This window comes from Enterocloster sp. HCN-30185, assembly GCF_037890305.1.
Taxonomy (GTDB): domain Bacteria; phylum Bacillota; class Clostridia; order Lachnospirales; family Lachnospiraceae; genus Enterocloster.
Genome location: NZ_JBBKBT010000013.1, coordinates 22,584 through 44,102 on the forward strand (window position 1 = coordinate 22,584; position 21,519 = coordinate 44,102).

The following is a 21,519-nucleotide window of genomic DNA, read 5'->3' on the forward strand; positions in this document are numbered from 1 at the left end:
AGTCCTCCTTTAAGCAGTCATTCTATCCTACATATTTCCCATAAGCCGGTCTTTTATAATCGACGCACATTCCCTAACGCACAGATGGATAAAAAGCACAGGATCCGACTGGGCGCTGATGCCATAAACATGCTCAAAGCCCCATTTGCGGGCAATCATCCTGGCTCTGAATACATGGAAATTGCTGGTGAGAACACCGATTTCCACAGGCTTGTCATCTACCATAAGGTAAGGTTCCCTGCGTTTTTTCTCCTGCTGCTCCCGTTCCAGACGCAGCCGTTCCCGATGGCCTTCGATCACAAGTCTGCTGTAGGCAATATTTTCCACCGTACTGGCAGACCGATCCTCAAGGAGCAGCTGCTCTGGACGGACACCGTTATAGACCAGATATTTGTACATGGCCTGAGCCTCGCTTATGGGTTCATCCGCTCCCTTTCCCCCTGAAAGCACCAGATAGGTTTCCGGATTTTTCTGGGCATAGTCAATGGCCTTATCCAGCCGTTTTTTCAGTGAATTGCTCACCGTATGTTCCTTTACCTTAGCTCCCAGAACGATCACATAATCAAGTCCGGGTTCTTCCTCGGAAGCGACGCCCAAAAACACCAGAGTACATATCATTGCCATGACGGTCACTCCCATCACACAGGTGGTAACGATACTCACAGGCACCCACTTGGGAATGTCAAACATATGACGGCTGTAATACCATTTTCCATAAACAAGAAATACGCAAAGAGCCGCAAAAAACAGCCATATAAAGGCAAAAGAAGTGCCGATTCCCCCATAGATCACAATGATCACAAAGTAAACCGCACACAATGCTGCCAGGATCAGCAGGATACCATCCACCAAACTTACCGCCTCCTGTCTTTTACTGCTCCGCTTTCTTTCTCAGTATATCATACACATCTGCCGGCGCATCCAGCTCCACCCACAAGATCTGCTTGGGATGGGGAGCGCTCTCCTGAGCATTGCCCTCTTCATCGCAGATACTCTTTACAAGGGCCTGTACGTTTCGTCCATCGGGCTTCATGATCTCAATGGTTTCTCCCACAGAGAACTTATTCTTCTGCTCGATTCTGAACCGGCAGCCTTCGGACTCCTCTACCGTTCCCAGATAGGTGTAATTTTTTACATAGGTATTGCTGTCGTAAATCTGCGCATCTGCTCCCGGCTTTCCAAAATAAAAGCCTGTGGTAAACTCTCTGTAGGTACATTTTCCAATTTCTTCCTTATACCACTCCATATTCTGCTCATAGAGGGCAGGATCCTTTTTATAATCATCAATGGCTTTTCGATAGGTTCTTGCCACCGTTGCCACATAAAGAGCTGTCTTCATACGGCCTTCGATCTTAAAGCTGTCAACTCCCGCATCGATCAGCTCCGGAATATGCTCGATCATGCACAGATCTCTGGAATTAAAGATATAGGTGCCGCGCTCATTTTCATAAACAGGCATATATTCTCCCGGTCTGGTCTCCTCTACGATCGAATATTTCCAACGGCATGGATGGGTGCAGGCCCCCTGGTTGGCGTCCCGTCCGGTAAAGAAATTGCTCAAAAGGCATCTTCCGGAATAAGAAATGCACATAGCTCCGTGGATAAAGCTCTCGATCTCCATATCCTCCGGAATATGGGCCCGGATCTCCTTAATCTCCTCTAAGGACAGCTCTCTTGCAGAAACTACCCGTTTCGCTCCCAGCTGATGCCAGAATAAATAGGTGCCGTAATTGGTATTATTCGCCTGAGTGCTCACATGGAGCTCCATCTGGGGAAGAACTCTCTTTGCAATGGCAAAGATGCCGGGATCTGAAATGATCAGGGCATCCGGCCCCACTTCTTTTAATTCTTCAAAATAAGCCTCTACCCCCGGCAGATCGTCATTGTGCGCCAGAATATTGGCAGTCACATAGACTTTGACCCCGCGCTCATGGGCAAAGGCAATTCCCTCTTTCATTTCTTCTTTGGAAAAATTGTGCGCTTTAGCTCTGAGGCCAAAGACCTCTCCGCCGATGTATACGGCATCTGCTCCGTAAACCACAGCAGTCTTTAATACGTCCAGACTGCCTGCCGGTATCAGCAGCTCTGTTTCTCTCATATCGTTCTCCTATCTAACCTTTGTACTGACTGTCACTCCGTCTCCAATGGGGATCACGGAGGTTTCCAGTTCCTCTGTGTGCTTTAACTCATACAGGTACTCTCTCATGCGGCTGTGGATGGTGCGGTTTCTGCGCTCCACGGCAAACCGTGACTGGATGATATCGCCGTCCTGAAGCACATTGTCGGAAATGAGCACCGCGCCTTTGGGCATAAGATCAAGCACCATGGGAAGCCAGTTTAGATACTGCCCCTTGGCTGCATCCATAAACACAAGATCAAACTGACAGCCTTTTTTTGCCAGCTCCTTCAGATGCACGTCTGCATCGCCCTCTAAAAGTGTGATCCGTCCGCTTTCTCCTGCCCGATGAAAATTCTCTCTGGCGATGGGAAGGCGTTTCTCATACTTTTCAATGGTAGTAATGCGGCAGTGCTCCGGCATCACCCGGCACATCTGCAAAGCAGAATACCCGACGGCCGTGCCGATCTCCAGTATGGCCGACGGCTTAAGGGCTGCCGTCATGGTTCTTAAAAAAGCTGCCGTCTCCTTTCTGATGATAGGCACAAACTGATCCAGAGCCTCTTTTTCTATTTCATCCAAAACCGGTCCCTGACTGGTTTCCAGGGACTGGATATAGTCTGTGATTCTGTCATTTACAATCATGTCTTATTCCTCTGCCTCTTCGATCCAGCCGCCGGATTCCTCTTCCTCCATATAGATATCCTCTCCGTCCAGCTCTGCCTGAACCGCTCTGGTCTTCCTGTTCTCTGAGGAATCTGCATCTTTTGAGAGATCCGCCTCCCCGCTCACCGTGCGGGCTTCGGGGGACGCTTCGCTTTCCTCCTCAGGTTTTACATTCAGCTCTCTTAAAATCTCCTTAGAAGTCATGGAGGTGTTAAGCGTATAGATCCCGGGATAAATGTCCTGGTAATCATAGAAAATACTCTGAAACCAGAATGCGAAATCATTCGTGATCAGTCCCTTTTTCTTTAGTTCTCCCGCGGCCTCTTTTGCTGTCTCTCCCTCTTTTATCTCGACCGTGATTTCTCTCCCCGGAGCCGCCTCTGCCGCTTCTGCATAAAAAATCTCATGGCCAAAGGCAAATCCCCGGACTACGGCCTCGTATAAAAGCAGGATAAGAAGAGCCAGCACCATAAGCTTAATGGAAATGGTGATAATGGCTGTGGTTATTCGATTGATCTCCCTTGTCCGTCTGCTCATGGCCTGTCGCTCCTCCTGCTGTATATCAAAGGCTTATACTTCCATAATAATTGGAAGGATCATAGGATTGCGCTTCATGCGCTTCCATAAAAACTCGCTTAAGCTGTCCTTGATGATATTTTTAATCTTGCCCCAGTCGCTTACGCGGCGGTCTAAGCAGTCCTCTACTGCATTTGCCACGATATTATGAGCTTCCTCCAAAAGATCCTCAGACTCCCGCACATAGACAAAGCCTCTGGATACAATATCCGGGCCCGAAAGCAGCTGGTTGGAATGCTTCTCCAGCGTAAGCACTACCACGATAATACCATTCTGAGCCAGATTCTGACGGTCACGCAGGACAATATTTCCCACATCGCCTACACCCAGACCGTCTACCAGAATACCGCCTGCTGTCACATGGTCGATCACCTGGCAGCTGTCCTCATCCAGGGCCACTACATCGCCTGAATTAACCAGGATCGCGTTATCCTTGGCAACGCCCATATACTCTGCCAGTTCCTTCTGTGCAACCCTGTGACGGAACTCGCCATGTACGGGAATGGCAAACTTGGGATGTACCAGGGAGTAGATCAGCTTTAAATCCTCCTGGCATGCATGACCGGATACATGAGTATCCTGGCAGATCACCTTGGCTCCCTTGGTAGAAAGCTCATTGATCACGTTTGCCACTGCCTTTTCATTTCCCGGAATAGGGCTGGAACTTAATACAACCACATCTCCCGGCATAATGGACACCTTCTTATGGATGCTGGCTGCCATGCGGGACAGAGCGGCCATGGACTCGCCCTGGCTTCCTGTGGTGATCAGCACGGTGGACTCAGGCGGATAGTTTTTCAGCTGGTCAATGTCAATGAGCGTTCCGTCGGGAATATTGATATATCCCAGCTCACTGGCAATATCAATGATCGTTACCATGCTGCGGCCTTCCACTACTACCTTTCTGCCATATTTATAAGCCGTATTTACTACCTGCTGCACACGGTCTACATTGGAAGCAAAGGTAGCCACGATAATGCGGTGATTCGTATGCTCTGCAAAAATCGCATCAAAGGTCTTTCCCACGCTGCGCTCGGACATGGTAAAGCCGGGACGGGTGGCATTGGTACTGTCTGCCATCATGGCAAGGACGCCCTTCTTTCCCAGCTCTGCAAAGCGCTGCAGGTCGATGGGATCACCGAATACAGGTGTATAATCAATCTTAAAGTCGCCAGTGTGGAGCACAATGCCGACCGGTGAGAAAATCGCCAGAGCAGACGCATCCTGAATACTGTGGTTTGTCTTTATAAATTCCACCCGGAAGCAGCCCAGATTCACAGACTGGCCATGCTTCATCACACGGCGCCTGGTGGTCTTTAACAGATTGTGCTCTTTTAACTTGTGTTCAATGAGCGCAATGGTCAGCTTGGTTCCGTAAACCGGCACGTTTACCTGCTGTAAAATATAAGGAAGCGCACCGATATGGTCCTCATGTCCATGGGTGATCACAAAGCCCTTTACACGGTCAATATTCTGTTTTAAATAGGTCACATCCGGAATCACCAGATCGATTCCCAGCATATCGTCCCCCGGGAAGGCAAGTCCGCAGTCTACTACGATAATAGAATCCTCATATTCAAAGGCTGTGATATTCATGCCAATCTGCTCTAAGCCGCCTAAGGGGATCACCTTTAACTTGCCTTTTCCGTCCTTTTTTGTTCCCCGTGTGCTGCGCTTTGCAGGAAGAGCTGCCGCTGTCTCATCTGTATTTCTTAAAGGAGCCGGAACCTGTCTTCTGCCGGTACCCTGTCCCTGTCTGGGAGCCGTAGTGCGGCGTCTGGGAGCCCGTCTGTTCTGTTCCTTCTTTTCTGCGGCCTCCGGTGCGCCTTCTGTCTGTACCGTACTTTCCGCTCCCTCATCCTTCCTTCCTTCTTCAGATGTATTTTTCGGTCTCGCCGTTCTTCTCTGAACCGGCCGGCGGTTCTGAGGGCGTCTTTTTACCGGCGCACTGTTTTCTGAACCGGCTTCTCCTGTATGCCCTGCTGGTTCAGGCGTATTATTTTCCTGCTCGATTCCATTTTCTTTTTCTTCTAAACTCAAACTGATTCCTCCAATCTTTCTTCCTTATTTTTACTTTTCAATTTCCACATCTGCATCAGACAAAAGGGCTTCAAAAATCCCCATTACACTGTCAAGTTCTCTGTCGTCTTCCACAAACTCATAAACCGCATCCGGCTCCTGTTCTCCGGATACATCCTTTAAAATATAACATTCTCCATCCTCATCCTCAGGGGCGTCTGTGACAAGAAGGTAATCCTTCCCATGGATCCTGGTCTCCTCCAGTACGGAAAACACCACCTCGTCTCCATCCTCTGTCACCATGGTAATGCAGTCTGTTCTTTCTTCCATCTTATTCTCCGCTCTCCGGCATATCACCGGCTGTTTCTTCCTTTTTCTGTTCCATCGCCATGCGGTCTAAATATCCCTGTAAGATCATGGCAGCTGCGATCTGATCCACAGATTCCTTTCTGTGCTCTCTGCGCACGCCGCTTTCCATCAGCACGCGCTCTGCAGCCACTGTGGTAAGACGTTCATCCCAAAGCACCACAGGAAGGCCTGTCCTGCGCTCTAAGGCTTCTTTTAATTCCTCGGATTTTTTAGCCCGGTCTCCCAGCGTATTGTTCATATTCTTAGGATAACCAAGAACGATCCGTTCTACCCCGTACTCTAAAGCCAGAGCTTCAATTCTGGCCAGGGTCTGGCGCAGCTTATTCTCATCCTTGCGGGTGATCGTTTCCACGGTCTGGGCTGTGATACCTAAAGGATCGCAGACTGCTACTCCCACAGTCTTAGAGCCGTAATCAAGACCCATGATTCTCATATTCAATTCCTCCACATCTATACGGCAGCTGCCGGATTCCGGCTTTGGCAGCCGCCATTTTTAAGCAGGAGCGGACTTAAAAAGCGTCCTCCTCTGCTTTATTTCCATATACAATACAACGTCCATCAGGCTCCCCATTTTAGAAGACCTCAATGGACGTTGCAGCAGGAAAATGACCGTTTCATATTCCTGTATTATACTGTACCGTCATCAAACAAAGAGACCGTTCCCAGTCTCCTGACGGTATTTTATCCGAAGCAGCAAAGTGCTGCCTGTATCCGCCTGCAGCCACAGTCTGACCGGCACTGTTATTTCAGACGGGCATCAATGTAAACAGCCATCAGCTCTTCCAGGATCTCATCTCTTTCCACCTTCATGATCAGGCTTCTGGCGCCCTTATGACTGGTGATATAAGTGGGATCTCCGGACATAATATAACCCACGATCTGATTTACAGGGTTATAGCCCTTTTCCGTCAAGGCAATATACACCTGCTCCAGCACATCGCTCACTTCCATCTTTTTGTCCTGAACAGCCTGAAAATATTGTGTTTCTCTTATATTGCCCATATTATCACGTCCTTTAAGTATTCTTCTATATTCTACCCTATATTTCCCCATTCGGCAATAGAGTATTTTTGATTTGCCCTGTTTTTTGTTTAATTTATACAGTTATTTCCTGCAATTTTACCCGCAGAACCTCATCTGTTACAAAGCCTTCCGCCTGTACTTCAAAGATATTTCCTGCCATGCGGCTGCAGATTTCCCTGTCCGTTACAGGCAGGGCAGCCTTCACATACTGAGGCGTATAGCCGGTCAGATATTCCTTTCCGTCTATGACTGTAATCTCCTCAAACAGTACGGAAAGTACAGAATCCCCGTAATGCTTTCTGTATTCCTCAGACATCTTCGTTTCCAGAGAAAGGAGCACGTCGCTGCGCTCTGCCTTCACAGATTCAGGGATCTGATCCTTCATCACAGCTGCCTTTGTACCCTCTCTTCTGGAATATTTGAAAATATGCATCTCATAGAAATGGATCCGTTCCAGATACTCTTTTGTGAGAGCAAATTCTTCCTCCGTTTCCCCCGGAAAGCCCACGATTACATCGGTTGTAATGGCCGGATGGTCAAAGACCTCTCTTAACAGACGGCATCTGGCCTCATAATCCTCTGTGGTATAATGGCGGTTCATGCGTTTTAAGGTCTCATCACAGCCGCTCTGGAGAGACAGATGGAAATGAGGGCAGAACTTTGGAAGCTTTGCCAGCTCCTCTGCAAATTCTCTGGTAATGATCCTTGGCTCCAAAGATCCCAGACGGATGCGCTCCAGCCCCTCGATGGCGTGAACTTCCTTTATCAGCGCCAGCAGCTCCCTGTGGTTCCAGTCGCCATGGCTCACCGGATTTTCCTCCATGCGCTCAATGCCGTAGGAACTTAAGTGGATTCCCGTGAGGACCACTTCCTTATACCCTCCTGCTACCAGTCCTTTTACCTCCTCTGCCACATCCTCATGGCTGCGGCTGCGGACTCTTCCTCTGGCGTAGGGGATGATGCAGTAGCTGCAGAACTGGTTGCAGCCGTCCTGTACCTTGATAAAAGCCCTGGTATGGCCTCCCAGACGATCCAGATGAAGGCGCTCATACTCGTGGGTATGGGCAATATCCAGCACATACACCCTGTTTTCCTCATTTTTTTCTGCCAGACGGGCATCCAGAATATCTGCCAGCTCTGCTTTTCTGTTGTTTCCAATGATCAGATCCACACTGGCATCCTTTTTAAGCTCCTCTGAGGCCACCTGGACATAACATCCCGCTGCCACCACAAGTGCCTGAGGATTGAGCTTTTTTGCCCGGTGGAGCATCTGGCGTGATTTCCGGTCCGCGATATTGGTGACAGAGCAGGTATTGATAATATATACATCTGCCTTCTCATCAAAGGGGACAATTTCATAGCCCCTCTGTGCCAGCTGCTGCTGCATGGCCTCTGTCTCATAGGCATTTACCTTGCAGCCCAAATTGTGAAACGCCGCTTTCGGCATAACTTAATCTCCTTTCCTGCCGTTTAAACTTTTTACAGTTTGTTCCGGTTTTTTTCATACAAACTCACTATTGACTTTTATGAGTCTCTCCTTTAGTATAAAATCAGATTATACATACCGCAAGGAGGGTTCTTCAATATGAAAACTGTTCGTATTTCCTTAAATTCCATTGACAAGGTCAAATCCTTTGTAAATGACCTGGCAAAATTTGATGTTGACTTTGATCTTGTATCCGGAAGATATGTGATCGATGCAAAGTCCATCATGGGCATCTTCAGCCTGGATCTTTCCAAGCCCATCGACTTAAATATCCACGCTGAAAATGGTGTTGAGGACATCTTATCTACACTGGCTCCCTACATCATCGACTGATGAAACAGCGCTTTTAACAGGATACGCCGTCTGCTTTGGCAGGCGGCGTTTTTTCGTCCTTTTTTACTGACAGCGGATTACCTCTGTTGTCTCCAACGCTGTTTTTACAAGCTCGTCTATCTTCTCCTCCAGATGGCGCTCGGAATTACGGATCACGTTGATATTTGGCTTTGTCACCGGATGCTTTGCCACAAAGATGGTGCAGCAGTCCTCAAAGGGCTGGATGGATGTTTCATATGTTCCGATCTTTTCTGACACGTCCACGATCTCCTGCTTGTCAAAGCCGATCACCGGACGGTATACGGGCATAGTGCAGACCTCATTGGTAGCTGCCAGTGACTGTAGGGTCTGAGAAGCTACCTGCCCGATGCTCTCTCCCGTGATCAGGCCGATGGCTCCGTTCTTTTCCGCAATAGCCTGAGCAATCCGCATCATATAGCGGCGCATGATGATGGTAAGCTCCTCATGGGGGCATTTCTCATAAATATACAGCTGAATATCCGTAAAATTCACCACATGAAGATCCATGGGGCCTGAATAGCGGGCTACCAGCTTGGCCAGATCTACTACCTTCTGCTTTGCACGGTCGCTGGTGTAAGGCGGTGCATGGAAATAAACCGCATCGATCTTTACGCCTCTCTTTGCGATCATATAGCCTGCCACCGGGCTGTCGATGCCGCCGGAAAGAAGAAGCATGGCCTTTCCGTTGGTGCCGACAGGCATACCACCCGGCCCCGGGATCATCAGGGAAAAGATATTTACCTTCTGGCGGATCTCCACTCTCAGGAGCACATCCGGGTTGTGCACGTCCACGCGCATCTGAGGAAACGCCTCAAGAATGGCCTCTCCCATATCACGGTTAATCTGGTCGGAGGACACAGGATAACGCTTGTCGCCTCTTCTTGCCACCACCTTAAAGGTAAGGTTCTTATCAGGGTAGACCTTATCCATATACTCTACCACATGTTTTTTCAGGTTCTCATAATCCCTGTCGTCAATCTGCACCATGGGGCAGATATCTGCGATACCGAATACCCGCTTTAAGGCCTCAATGGTGTCATCATAGTCATAATCGCCCTCAGCGGTTACATAGATGCGTCCTGATTCCTTTGTCACCTCAAAGCTTCCGTCTACCTCCCGGAGGGCGAAACGGATCTGCTTGATCAGGGCGTCTTCAAACATAAAGCGGTTCTTGCCCTTGGTGCCGATCTCCGCATATTTAATTAAAAATGACTGATACTGCATATATACCTCTTTCTAAACAACGAACAAACTGACAGCTACGCTCTGTAATAGCGTCTCAAAACCGGAAGCAGCTCCTTTAACACATCCATGCAATAGTCGATCTCTTCCTTTGTGTTAAAAAGGCCGAAGCTGAACCGGAGAGTAGAATCCAAAAGCTCCTTTTTTACTCCCACAGCCTTTAAGGTGCCGCTGATAGCGGGGTGATTGGAGGAGCAGGCAGAGCCTGAGGATACATAGATTTCCTTATCCTCCAGGGCGTGGAGAAGCACCTCACTGCGGACGCCCTTAAAGCTTAGGCTGACGATCTGGGGAGCGCTTAAACCGCCCTTCTGGCTGTTTACGGTTACATCCTCAAGCTCCAACGCACGGTCAATGAAATAATCTTTTAAACCGGTGATTTTCCCAATTTTAGCCTCATGATCCCGGTAGATCTCCTGAGCAGCAAGCCCCAGACCCGCAATGCCCGGAACATTTTCCGTGCCGGAGCGCAGATCCCTCTGCTGGCCGCCGCCGTAAAGAAGGGGCTTAATCTTTACCTTTTCATCTATATAGAGAAAACCTACGCCCTTTGGCCCGTGGATCTTGTGGCCGCTGACGCTTAAAAGGTCAATTCCCTGCTTCTTGGGCCGGATTACTATTTTACCATAAGCCTGGATAGCGTCCACATGGAAAATAATGTTTTTTCCCTTTCCGTGTACCAGAGATGCGATCTCTTCTACGGGCTCAATGGCCCCGATTTCATTGTTTACATACATCACAGATACAAGAATTGTATCGGGACGGATGGACTGCTCCAGTTCCTCTAAGGAAATGTGTCCCTCACTGTCCACGGAAAGATAAGTCACCTCAAAGCCAAGAGACTCTAAAAATGCCAGGGGCTGATACACGGAAGCATGCTCGATCCGTGTACTGATGATGTGTTTTCCCGCCCTCTGGTTGGCAAGGGCTGTGCCGATCAGAGCCATATTGTTGGACTCCGTACCGCCGGAGGTAAAGAGGATTTCCTTTTCCTTTACCTTCAGGGTCTTTGCGATCTGGGAAGCGGCATTTTTTACATACTGCTCTGCCTCCATTCCCTTTCTGTGGCGGGCAGAGGGATTTCCGTAATCCTCTGTCATAAGCTTCACCGTCAGGTCCTTTACTTCATCTAAAACCCTGGTGGTGGCTGAATTGTCAAAATATACTTCCATACTGCTGATCCTTTCTCAAAATGCCCCTTCCAGCTTCATCATAAGCACCGAAAGGATGGCAAGCCCTGCTGTCTCTGTCCTCAAAATCCTGCTTCCAAGGCTCACCGGACAGACGCCCATTTCAAGAGCCTGACGGATCTCCCCTTCGTCAAATCCCCCCTCCGGACCGATAAATACTGCAATTTTCTGGCCGGGAGCTGTCTTCTCCAAAGCCTGTTTCATAGCGTCCATCCCCTTTTCCTGCTCATAGGGGATCAGGCACAGGCCAAATTCCCTGTCATGAACAAAGGAAAATGCCTCTTTTAAGGTCATCACCAGCTCCACCTGGGGGATCCGGCTGCGCTTTGACTGCTTGGCTGCACTTTCCGCAATGGCCTGCCAGCGCTTTTTCTTGGCCTGCGCCTTCTTTTCATCCAGCCGCACCACCGCATTTTTCGTGGCAACAGGAACCACGGCAGAAGCTCCCAGCTCCACTGCCTTCTGGATGATAAGTTCCATCTTATCTGCTTTTGGAAGGCCCTGAAAGAGCCAAATCTCGGCAGGAAGCTCCATCCGGCTGTCACAGACAGAATGGATTCTCACCACAGCCCGGTCCGGCTCAAAGGCCTCTACCTCACAGGTATAGTCGCGACCTGTGCCGTCGCTGATCAAAACTTCTTCCCCCGGCTTCATGCGGAGCACATGTTTCATATGGTTTACATCCGGCCCGGTAATGAAGATGGTATCCTCTGCCACCTGGGTCGGATCGGCAAAAAAATGATGCATCTCTTACTTCTTTCTGGCTGTGACAGACACCCACTCGCCCTGATATGTGATCTCGGTTACTTCCAGCTCCTGATTTGCCGCAAAGGCCGCCTTTACTGCCTCTTCCTTCATATTGATAATTCCGGAGGTGATAAAATAGCCGCCTTTTTTCAGATGAGCCGGAATCTCATCTACAAGGAGAATAATTACATCTGCAAGGATATTTGCAACCACGATATCGTATTTCTCATATCCGGCCCAGTCCTTTACCGCCTGATCGTCAATGATATTTCCCTGAAGCACATGGAAGCTGTCGCTGGAAATGGAGTTAGCCTCCAAATTCTCTCCCACTGCCGTAATGGCATTTTCATCCAGATCTGTTCCCCAGACCTCCTTTGCTCCCAGCTTTAAGGCTGTAATACCTAAAATGCCGCTGCCTGTTCCCACGTCCAGAATCTCAGCCTGTCCGTGAACGTGCTTTTCCAGCTGGCGGATACAAAGCTGGGTGGTTTCGTGCATTCCTGTTCCAAAAGCAGTGCCGGGATCGATCTGAACCAGAAGCTTGTCCTTATGCTCCTCAGGGATAGGCTCCCAGGTGGGTTTGATCAGGATATGGTCTACGGTAAAGGGCTTAAAATACTGCTTCCAGTTATTGATCCAGTCCTTGTCCTCTGTTTCAGAAGCCTCAATGGTGCGTGCTCCCAGATCGGTAAATAAAGCCAGCTCGTCCAGTCCCTCATTGACCTTTTTCAGCATTTCCGCCACATCCGCATCATCATCCAGATAGAAGCTTACTTTGGCAATGCCCTCGTCCGGCGGAAGCTCCGGAAGGATATCGATGAACATTCCCTTTGTCTCTTTTTCTGTAAGCGGAATATTATCCTCGATCTCAATTCCTTCGATCCCGATGTCATCAAACATACTGCTGACCAGATCTACGGCCTCTGTGGTAGTTGTAAGTGTAAATTTCTTCCATTTCATAAGCATTTCTCCTGATTCAAATAAGGTTTTCAGTTACAGTTTTCCGGCCTTCCTCTTTATGCTCCGGCAATGATCTTAAGGAACAAAATTCCTAACACAACAAGTACCATGGGGCGGACAATCTTCTGGCCGTCATGGACCACCAGTCCTGCTCCCAGATAATGGCCTGCTACCGAACAGACGGAAGCGGCTGCTCCCAATGTATAATACACATTTCCCGTAAGGATAAATGTGACAAGTGCGGAGATATTGGACGACAGATTGATCACCTTGGTCTGGGCTGCGGCTGTGCGCATATCCATCCGGGCTGCTCCCGTAAGCACCAGGATCAGAAAGGTTCCCGTACCTGGGCCGTAAAAGCCGTCATAGGTTCCGATCACAAAGGAGGCTGCCAGTGAGATCACACAGACGCGTCTTTTGGAAATGGTTCCCGTCCGTTCACTGTCTCCCATATTTTTATTGCGAAGCACATAGTAGGCTACAATGGGAAGGATCACGATCATCATGCTCCGGATCACCGAATCCGGTACCCGGAGGGCAATCTGCGCTCCCAGCACAGAGCCTGTCATGGCAAACACAGCCGAAACAGCGGCAACAGCAATCTTTCCTTTCAGATATCCGTGCTTTAAAAGACGGGCTGTGGAAACCAGAGTACCAATGGTAGAGCTCATCTTATTCGTTCCCAGAGCCATGTGGGCCGGCACCCCTGCGATCATATAGCCGGGCAGGGAGATCAGTCCGCCTCCCCCTGCAATGGAGTCTACCAGACCTGCTAAAAATACCAGGGGGCAGACAATTAAATACTGCATCACGTTTTTATTCCTCTTTTCCTGCAATAAAGCAACCTATATATTAGCACAGAAACATAGGACTGGCAATAAGAGGCAAATTTTTTTTGCAATAAAACAGGCTGCCTGTGCATTAACCTTATGAACGGATGAAACAGAAGAAAAACCATTCCCCTGCTGCGTTACCCGGCAGAGAAATCACAAAACAAAGTATGAAATTCCCTGATTGCATTACACTCCATCACACATACAGGCCCTGCGGGGCCACGGGGATGGCAGAGGGGAAAGGTGAGATACAAAAGAGCCGCAGCCTGTAGGATTCCCATCGGAATCGCTTACAGGCTGCGGCATTTTTTATAAGTCTCTGCTCGAAACAGCTAGTTTTTAAATATGAAATGTGGCTCCCTGCCTTGCATTTCCCACCATTGCTGCATATCTTCCAAGAAGGCCCTTTTCTTTTTTCTTTTCGCCATGCTCCCATGCATTGCGGCGCGAAATCAGCTCTTCGTCAGAAACATCCAAATGAATCATTCCCTTATATAAATCCACCTGAATCCTGTCACCATTCTTTACAAGAGCGATTGGACCTCCTTCCTCTGCCTCCGGACAGAGATAGCCGATGCTTAAGCCTCCGCTCGCTCCGGAAAAACGTCCGTCCGTGATCACAGCTGTCCGGGGGATTCCCTTTATAATCTCCGTAATTCGATGCAGTTCCTTCATTCCAGGGCCTCCCTTGGGGCCCTCATAACGCACGATCACCGCATCTCCCTCATGGATAGCATGATCTCTGAATGCAGCATAACAGGCATCCTCTCCATCAAAGACCTTCGCAGTGCCTTCAAATACCCTTACATTTTCAGGCACAGCCGATGTTTTTACCAAAGCTCCCTGAGGCGCCAGATTTCCATATAAAACCTGGATTCCATTTGCCTTTTCCAAGGGTTCTCCGGCCGTATGGATCACGGTTCTGTCTCCGTCCTTGGTCTGCTCCAGAATCTCTCCTAAGGACAGGCCGCACACATTCAGGCACTCCCCGTGAAGTTTGTCCCGCAGTTCCTTCATAACAGCTGGTATTCCTCCTGCATAGTGAAGATCTACAGCTGTCAGATTCCCATTTGGGACGATTCCGCAAAGCACCGGTGTTTTGGAAGTGATCTTTGCTATATCATCCCAATCCAGCTCCAGCCCCAGTTCTGCTGCCAGAGCCGGAAGATGAATCATGGCATTTAAGGATCCGCCGATTGCGCTTAAAAGCGTCACGGTGTTTTCCAGAGCTTCTTTTGTTATAATCTGTGAAGGACGTATCTGCTGTTCTACCAGCTTCATAACCGTACTTCCTGATTCTCTGGCTGAAAATCTTCTCATGCTGGTACTGGATGGAATCAGGCTGCTTCCGGGAAGCATCATTCCCAGAGATTCACACAGAGCCCCCATTGTATTGGCAGTTCCCAGGAATGGGCAGACTCCCGGCCCTGTATAATATTTCAGCGTTCCCTCGATGAGCTGGCGTTCCGTAATCTCTCCCCTTAAGAAGCGCTGTCTTAATTCCTTTGACTCATTGGGTTTTATTTGAGCAAAACAGGGGCCTGCGGTAACGATCACGGACGGAAGATCAATACGTGCCGCTGCATTCAGCATGGCTGGTATGATTTTGTCACAGGACGCCATGTAAACAACACCGTCAAACACTCCTTCTCCTACTACCATTGCTTCAATGGAATCTGTAACAATCTCTCTGTGGGGCAGACAGTAACGCATCCCTGAATGTCCCTGCGCAATCCCGTCGCACATCGCAATTGTATTAAATTCTACAGGCTCTCCCCCAGCCTCTAAAATCCCTTTTTTTACCTCTTCTGCCAGCTTCTTTAATGGTTCATGTCCCGGACAGATCTCATTCCAGCTGTTTGCAATGGCAATCAGCGGTTTCTTTTCCAGCGCATCAACAGAAACACCGGCTGCTGCTAAATGTGCTTTTGATATGGCCCGCTGAAATGGCTCTAATCGGTCAATGGCTCTCTGCATTACTTATTTCCTCCCTGTTTTTATTGTGATATTCAGGCCTGTTCTCCCTGTGCTGCCATCTCTGCTTTCTTTTTATTGATACGGCTCATAACCATCCAGGTACCTCCCACAACAAGCACAAGAAGAGGAACACTGATATACAAATTGCTGATAAATGCTTTGTAGACAAGAAAGCTTACAGTCAGGCTGGTTGCAGCAAAGGACGTAATCAGTCCTTCTCCAAGATCAAGTCCCACGCTGAGAGCCAGCTCAGTTAAAACCGGTGCAGTTGCTGTTCCTGCAAGCAGGATAGCTCCCGTACAGACAAGGCCCATAATGATATTTTTGAAAAGATTTCCTCTTGTGACAGCTACAACAAGGGCTACACGGAATGTCACCACAGCCAGATCCGCAAAAGGAAGAACACGGTTGCCCGGAAGAACGGCTGCCATTAAAATAGTCATCGGAATCACGATTAAGGAAGTTGTAATTACATCCGGATTTCCTACTACAACAGCAGCATCCAGACCAATGAGGAACTTTCTTCCCTTAAATTTCTTCTGCGTAAAGTTTTTGGCTGCCGCTGAAATCGGCATAAGTCCTTCCATAAACAGAGAAGTCATCTTTGGAATGAGAACCATAACAGCCGCCATATTTACGCCCAGAGAAAGGATGGAGGCAAGATTATATTTTGCAAGTACACCGATGATACAGCCTAAAATCAGGCCCATCATGGTTGGCTCACCGAAAAAGCCAAGGTATTTCTGGGCGTCCTTAATCTCAAAATCAATTTTATTGATTCCGGGAATCCGGTCTAAAATCCAGTTTAACGGTGCTGCAATTACGATGGATGACAATGCAGACATAGTTGGAAGGGACACTCCGGGAATCCCGAAATATTCTTCTACTAAAGGTGCAGTCCAGTCGGACATTTTAAATGTGACGATAGCCATTACAACGGTAGCAGCAATTCCCAAAGCCACATTTTTTGTCACAAAATAAACCATGATTCCCACAATCGCCATGTGGTGGTAGTTCCAGATATCTACATCCAACGTATCTGTAGCCTTTAATGCCAGCATAATGATATTGGTAGCCAGAATACAGAAAATTAAAATTGCAATAATCGGAGAAGACCATGTAACTGCCGCGATCGCTCCCCATCCCACATCCAGGATATCCAGCTTAATGCCGAAATTTTCTACCATTGCCTGAGCAGCAGGGCCCAGATTGCTTTTTAGCATATTGATAACCAGATTGATGCCTGCAAAACCAATTCCGATTGTCAGACCGGAACGGAACGCTTTTGATAATTTTACCTGAAAAATCAGTCCTACGATTGTGATGATAATCGGCAGCATTACAACCGCCCCTGCATCCAGAATCACATTAAATATATTGTAAATAATCTGCATAACTGCATTCCTCTTTTTCTATCTGTAATACTCCCCAGTATGTTTTTTATCGAACATAGTCAAGAATTTGATCCAGAGTTTCCTCTTCTCCGATTCCCGTTAATAAAGAAATAGCGCCTACAACGGGAATATTTACATTTCCTCCTGTGAACTTTCCTGTTGTTACTAAAAGGTCAAAATTATCTGCCTTGGCATTTACCTCTAAAAGCTTACACTGTGTGACTGTAACAGCAATGCCGTTTTCCTCACATTTCTCACGGATCTTTGTTGCTACTACGGTTGATGTTGCGATCCCATTTCCACATGCCACTAATATTCTCTTCATCTCTTAATTCTCCTTTTCCTCTAATAAAAATCTGCTGATCAACTCTCCTGCTTTTTCTGAATCATCTGTTTCTGTAATCTCTTTTACTGCTGCCTGATCCTGAATCAGGCCAACGATCTTCTGAAGCATTTCAATATGTCCGTGAGCTTCTGTAAGAGCCAGCATAATAACCAGCTTTACCGGAACATCATAATCCGGCTCATCCATTGCATGAAAGGCTGCGGGCTCCTTTAAAATACCGACGCAGATTGCCGCTTTATTTACATGGCTGATATCTGCATGAGGAATTGCCACGTTAATTCCCCCTGTATTAAGCCCTGTTGGAAACTCCTGTTCCCGGTCTAAAATTGCCTTTTTATATGTTTCTTTTACAATTCCCCTTTTGCAGAGATTATCGGCCATAGCCGATAATACCTCTGTATTCGTTAAATGGGTGTCGAATCTTAAAATAAACGATTCATCAAATATAATTGCACTCATTTCATTCCTCCTGTGCTTCCCTTAACTGCCTGATTTTCTTTTCTGCTTCCCTGATTGATGTTCTTAAGTGTTCTTCTCTCTGCTCAATGATATCCTGACGGTTAAAAATACCGGAAGCGATTCCCGCAAATAATGCTCCTGCATTAAAAAATTCTTCCAGATTTTCCACATTTACTCCTCCTACTGCCATCAGAGGCAGTCTGCCAAGAGGCGCCTGGATATCTGAAAAGAACCTGCTTCCCAGTCGTCCTGCCGGGAATACCTTTACGATATCTGCTCCATCCTGAATGCTTTTCCATATTTCCGATGGTGAGAATGCTCCCGGAACTGATATAACACCTCTTTCTCTGCACAAATCCAGTATTTCCTTATCAAATACAGTTGGAGAAAGTAAAAAGGCTGCACCTGCATCAATTGCCTGCTGCGCTTCCGTGTATGTAAGAACCGTTCCAGCTCCTACCAGAATGGAATCTCCAAATTCCTCACGGATTTTCCGAATCGTTTCCAAAGCTCCAGGCGTGTTCATGGTAATTTCAACCGCCTTAAGCTCTGTCCCTATCAGATTTTTTACAACGGTATGTATTTGATCGTAGGTATAGCCTCTTAAGATAACAGTTACTTTGGGAAAATCATTTACTTTCATTTAATCAGCTCCTTTCCTGCTCGTTATACCTTATATATGAGCAAGAATGATGCCAACTTATTTGACTGTTTTTGTATAATTACACAAAATTCCATATATCTCATCTGGGGTATGGCATGAGCGTATTCTGGAAACCATGATTTCATCAGAAATAACCTGATAAAACTGCTCAAAATATTTTGTCGATTTTTCATTTAAAGCCAGAACACATACAAGATCTACCGTATTAAATCCATCCCAGACAATGGGTTTGTCCAATTTTGTAATGCATATGACTGGTTTTGTAACCAGATTTTCCGCACCGTGGGGAATTGCGATCCCTCCCTTCAAAAATGTAGGCATCATGCCCTCTCTTTTATAAACGCTTAAAAGAAACTCCGACTGAACCAATCCCTTTTCAGCCATTGCTTCCACACACTGATCTAAAATCTGCTCCTTGTAAGCAAAATCTTCCTGTATAAAAATGAGATCTCTAAAAATCACATCCTGAAGGCAATTCTGCTCTTTGAAGAAATGGCGTTTCAAAATCTGACGCAGTGTCCTGATTCCCTCTTTTGCATAAATTTCTGAAACCGATAAAAACGGGTACTGCGTCTGCTTTGGGTCAATGGTTCCCGCAATAGCTAAAATTTCATATTCTTCTTCGGATGCGCGGATCAGCTCTGTAATATCCGTATTTTCAATATATCCTTTTGTAATGATCCTCACGTTCCCCAGAGTGCTTTTTAAACGCTCTTCCAGATAGCTCTTTAACATTCTGGCAGCTCCCTCGCCCGTAATACACAAACAGAGAACTGCTTTTTCTCTGGGTTTACGCGTCTGACGCTTTGCAGGTGAGAACTGCTTCCAGTCAAGTACCTTTGCAATTGTTTCCAGGCTTTCATCTGTCCAGTAGGTTCTTCGGATTGCTTCAATAACCATCATTGTATCCGTTCTTCCTACAATTTTTACAGTAATTCCTGTTTCCTTTTTCACCTTTTCTTCCATATCTAAAAGGGAACCCATATCCGCCAGAATCAAAACGCCTTTTCCCTGGTCGATCCGGCGCACGGCTTCCATTGTTCGTTCCGCCATCTGAACCGGCGTATCTTTGATCCCCATATCCACTCCTACCGCATGACTGACTCCCATAATAGAGTTGGCTACCTCTGCCATGGCGCTGGCTACAGGCCCATGGGAAACTACCGCAACACCCACACAGCCTTCCTTCCTGTGCTTTTCCTGAAAGCGGTGAAAATACATTGCTAAAAATCCGGCTTCTTCTTTGTAAAAACAAACATAGTATTTTTTGCAGATATAATTCAGGATTTCTTTTGCAGCCTCATATTCATCCCTGTAAAGTTCTCCCAGATTCTTAATTCCCTTCTCTACGATCCGCTCCTGCTGTTTTAACCGTTCACAGGCCATTTTCAGATGGATTGCCAGCGGAATAATCATCTCCCGCTTCAGATACGGAAGCCTTTGACTGGCCAGTTCATACACTTCTTTTGCCATCTCCATTACGTCGCTTCCTGTAATGTGAGAAAGTTCTTCCAGGCTTAAGCTCGCTTCCTCCACCTGGCGGATATGGAGCTGAAAACTGCTCTCAATTTCTCTCAAAAGCTTTTCTTCAATTTCATTTTCTTTTAATCCCTCTTTTGTCAAAGCACTGTAGCGTTCCTCCAGATCACGGTAAATATCCCAGCCATTATCCGTTTCAGCTGTCGTAACTGCCGGCATATCCGGTGTAAATATCTCATCTTCCGGTACCAGCTCCGCCAGACGGGAATGTTCTCCAGAAGATATAGGCTCCGTTTTGTTTCCAGAAAGAGCCTCCATTCCCACAATCATCTTTGATCTTCTTTTTGTTCTACCGTCCAGAAAGGCTCTTGCACAGCAGACTTGTATATCTGCCTTTAACTGCCCCACATTTCCCTGGTATTCCTCATCTGCCATATAGCGGATCACTTCTGCCCGAACCAGCACAGGCGCATTCAAACGTCTCGATTCTATCCAGAAAAACAGACGGATAAACTGCAGCTTTTCCTTTAATGGCCGTTCTTTCAGGGATGGAATTTCAATCATCATGGGAATACGTCTCCTGAATGTAAGAAGCAGGGAGCTTCTTGGATCTTCCGTTGTTGCTGCAATAATCATCAGATGACTTTCCCGCTGTGCCTCTGTCTCTCCCAGGCGGCGGAATTTCCCCTTATCCATCAAATAAAACAAAATTTCCTGTCCTTCTGGTGGAAGCCGGTGAACCTCATCCAAAAAGAGGATTCCCCCGTCACACTGTTCCACGATTCCTTTTTTATTCTCAGATGCACCTGTAAAGGCACCTTTGGAATAACCGAACAGCTGTGACAAAAGAAGCTGGGGATTGTCTGCATAATCTGCACAGTTAAATGCAAAATATGGGGCATCCGAAGCAAAATTGTCCGTTGTCACTGCATATTCATGCATGATTTCTGCCAGATAGCTCTTTCCTACGCCGGAAGGACCGTAAAGAAGACAATGAAGACCTTTAGGCGGATACAAGATTGCTGCCTGTACCTGCTTGATCTGGCTTTTCATACTTCCCGCATAACCGATCACCTTTGAAAAAAAGCGGCTCCCATCCTGAATTTCTTCTCCTGTTTTCCCATATTCCGGTTCAGGCTGCCACTCCTTTAAAAGCTCTTCCTTTAATTTTCCCACTGCGTATTTTCCAATTACATACCCCCGTTCAGCCAAACATCGTGTTAATCCCCGCTCTGTAAGATCCGGATCCATATTGAGAAGCTCCTTCATATCCTGAAACACTGCCGCTTTTCTTCGTTCCCTTGAATCTCCCAGTCCTGCCTCTTTTCTTATATTTGTAACTGTTTCTCTAAAAATTCCCAAAGTCTCCGCTATTTCCTCATCTGTCATGGGATTTCTGCTGTCTTCTGATGCAATCAGATGAATGATCTTGTCTTTCATATTGGAACTCTCCACTTCTGTAATTTATGCTGTCACTATCGCCCTTTGTACGCCTGTCTTTTATAAAAGTATACCATATCCCCGGTCTTTTTCACATTAGATTTCATTTATGCTTTCATATATTTCCTTACTTTCCCAAATAATCTTGACCTTTCCCATCCTCAGCCTTACAATAGTTG

The 21,519-nt window shown here is 47.2% G+C and carries 21 protein-coding genes; 1 reads left to right on the top strand and 20 read right to left on the bottom strand.

Translation table 11 applies throughout. The features are described from left to right. Nucleotides 1–27 precede the first annotated feature (27 nt). The 9 genes from WKT10_RS12690 to mtaB form a co-directional block, all read right to left on the bottom strand. A complete protein-coding gene (locus WKT10_RS12690; protein ID WP_066546300.1) occupies nt 28–852 on the bottom strand; it encodes a YdcF family protein in 825 nt (274 codons plus the stop codon). Nucleotides 853–871: 19 nt separating this feature from the next. Then, a complete protein-coding gene (locus tag WKT10_RS12695) occupies nt 872–2,098 on the bottom strand; it encodes a peptidase U32 family protein (protein ID WP_066546297.1) in 1,227 nt (408 codons plus the stop codon). Nucleotides 2,099–2,107: 9 nt separating this feature from the next. Further along, nucleotides 2,108–2,761: an O-methyltransferase gene (locus WKT10_RS12700; protein WP_337433685.1), complete on the bottom strand. Its 654-nt coding sequence runs from the start codon at nt 2,759–2,761 to the stop codon at nt 2,108–2,110. Nucleotides 2,762–2,764: 3 nt separating this feature from the next. Further along, complete coding sequence (locus WKT10_RS12705; protein ID WP_337433684.1) at nt 2,765–3,319, bottom strand: endolytic transglycosylase MltG; 555 nt, start codon at nt 3,317–3,319, stop codon at nt 2,765–2,767. A 33-nt stretch (nt 3,320–3,352) separates the two neighbouring features. Next, nucleotides 3,353–4,987, bottom strand: coding sequence for a ribonuclease J (locus WKT10_RS12710; RefSeq protein WP_296035441.1), 1,635 nt, complete (start codon nt 4,985–4,987; stop codon nt 3,353–3,355). A 441-nt stretch (nt 4,988–5,428) separates the two neighbouring features. Then, entirely contained in the window at nt 5,429–5,707 is a 279-nt protein-coding gene (locus WKT10_RS12715) for a DUF1292 domain-containing protein (protein ID WP_066546290.1), read from the bottom strand. A 1-nt stretch (nt 5,708) separates the two neighbouring features. Beyond that, nucleotides 5,709–6,179 carry a Holliday junction resolvase RuvX gene (gene ruvX / locus WKT10_RS12720; RefSeq protein ID WP_066546287.1) on the bottom strand — a complete coding sequence of 157 codons (471 nt, stop codon included), beginning with the start codon at nt 6,177–6,179 and terminating at the stop codon, nt 5,709–5,711. Nucleotides 6,180–6,487: 308 nt separating this feature from the next. Continuing rightward, entirely contained in the window at nt 6,488–6,748 is a 261-nt protein-coding gene (locus WKT10_RS12725) for an IreB family regulatory phosphoprotein (RefSeq protein WP_066546281.1), read from the bottom strand. Between the two features lie 94 nt (nt 6,749–6,842). After that, a complete protein-coding gene (gene mtaB, locus WKT10_RS12730) occupies nt 6,843–8,216 on the bottom strand; it encodes a tRNA (N(6)-L-threonylcarbamoyladenosine(37)-C(2))-methylthiotransferase MtaB (protein ID WP_340277597.1) in 1,374 nt (457 codons plus the stop codon). Between the two features lie 138 nt (nt 8,217–8,354). Here mtaB and WKT10_RS12735 point away from each other — a divergent pair, with 138 nt between their 5' ends. Further along, nucleotides 8,355–8,588, top strand: coding sequence for an HPr family phosphocarrier protein (locus WKT10_RS12735; protein ID WP_296035015.1), 234 nt, complete (start codon nt 8,355–8,357; stop codon nt 8,586–8,588). A gap of 63 nt (nt 8,589–8,651) precedes the next feature. Here WKT10_RS12735 and thiI read toward each other — a convergent pair whose 3' ends face one another. From thiI to WKT10_RS12790, 11 genes are all read right to left on the bottom strand, one after another. Next, on the bottom strand, nt 8,652–9,833 hold the full coding sequence (gene thiI, locus WKT10_RS12740; RefSeq protein WP_066546274.1) for a tRNA uracil 4-sulfurtransferase ThiI: 1,182 nt from the start codon (nt 9,831–9,833) through the stop codon (nt 8,652–8,654). 35 nt (nt 9,834–9,868) lie between these two features. Continuing rightward, entirely contained in the window at nt 9,869–11,023 is a 1,155-nt protein-coding gene (locus WKT10_RS12745) for a cysteine desulfurase family protein (protein ID WP_296035010.1), read from the bottom strand. 15 nt (nt 11,024–11,038) lie between these two features. After that, entirely contained in the window at nt 11,039–11,788 is a 750-nt protein-coding gene (locus tag WKT10_RS12750) for a 16S rRNA (uracil(1498)-N(3))-methyltransferase (protein ID WP_296035007.1), read from the bottom strand. A 3-nt stretch (nt 11,789–11,791) separates the two neighbouring features. Continuing rightward, a complete protein-coding gene (gene prmA / locus WKT10_RS12755) occupies nt 11,792–12,748 on the bottom strand; it encodes a 50S ribosomal protein L11 methyltransferase (protein ID WP_296035004.1) in 957 nt (318 codons plus the stop codon). 56 nt (nt 12,749–12,804) lie between these two features. Then, on the bottom strand, nt 12,805–13,560 hold the full coding sequence (locus tag WKT10_RS12760; RefSeq protein ID WP_081422903.1) for a sulfite exporter TauE/SafE family protein: 756 nt from the start codon (nt 13,558–13,560) through the stop codon (nt 12,805–12,807). A gap of 360 nt (nt 13,561–13,920) precedes the next feature. Further along, a complete protein-coding gene (ilvD, locus tag WKT10_RS12765; RefSeq protein WP_066546255.1) occupies nt 13,921–15,558 on the bottom strand; it encodes a dihydroxy-acid dehydratase in 1,638 nt (545 codons plus the stop codon). Nucleotides 15,559–15,590: 32 nt separating this feature from the next. After that, nucleotides 15,591–16,952 (bottom strand): PTS galactitol transporter subunit IIC, encoded by a 1,362-nt coding sequence (locus WKT10_RS12770; protein ID WP_066546251.1) that lies wholly within the window; start codon nt 16,950–16,952, stop codon nt 15,591–15,593. A 46-nt stretch (nt 16,953–16,998) separates the two neighbouring features. Then, nucleotides 16,999–17,277, bottom strand: coding sequence for a PTS sugar transporter subunit IIB (locus WKT10_RS12775; protein WP_066546250.1), 279 nt, complete (start codon nt 17,275–17,277; stop codon nt 16,999–17,001). 3 nt (nt 17,278–17,280) lie between these two features. After that, on the bottom strand, nt 17,281–17,757 hold the full coding sequence (locus WKT10_RS12780) for a PTS sugar transporter subunit IIA (RefSeq protein ID WP_066546246.1): 477 nt from the start codon (nt 17,755–17,757) through the stop codon (nt 17,281–17,283). Between the two features lies 1 nt (nt 17,758). Continuing rightward, nucleotides 17,759–18,400 (bottom strand): bifunctional 4-hydroxy-2-oxoglutarate aldolase/2-dehydro-3-deoxy-phosphogluconate aldolase, encoded by a 642-nt coding sequence (locus WKT10_RS12785; protein ID WP_340277606.1) that lies wholly within the window; start codon nt 18,398–18,400, stop codon nt 17,759–17,761. Between the two features lie 57 nt (nt 18,401–18,457). Next, nucleotides 18,458–21,340 (bottom strand): sigma 54-interacting transcriptional regulator, encoded by a 2,883-nt coding sequence (locus tag WKT10_RS12790; protein WP_340277608.1) that lies wholly within the window; start codon nt 21,338–21,340, stop codon nt 18,458–18,460. Nucleotides 21,341–21,519 lie beyond the last annotated feature (179 nt).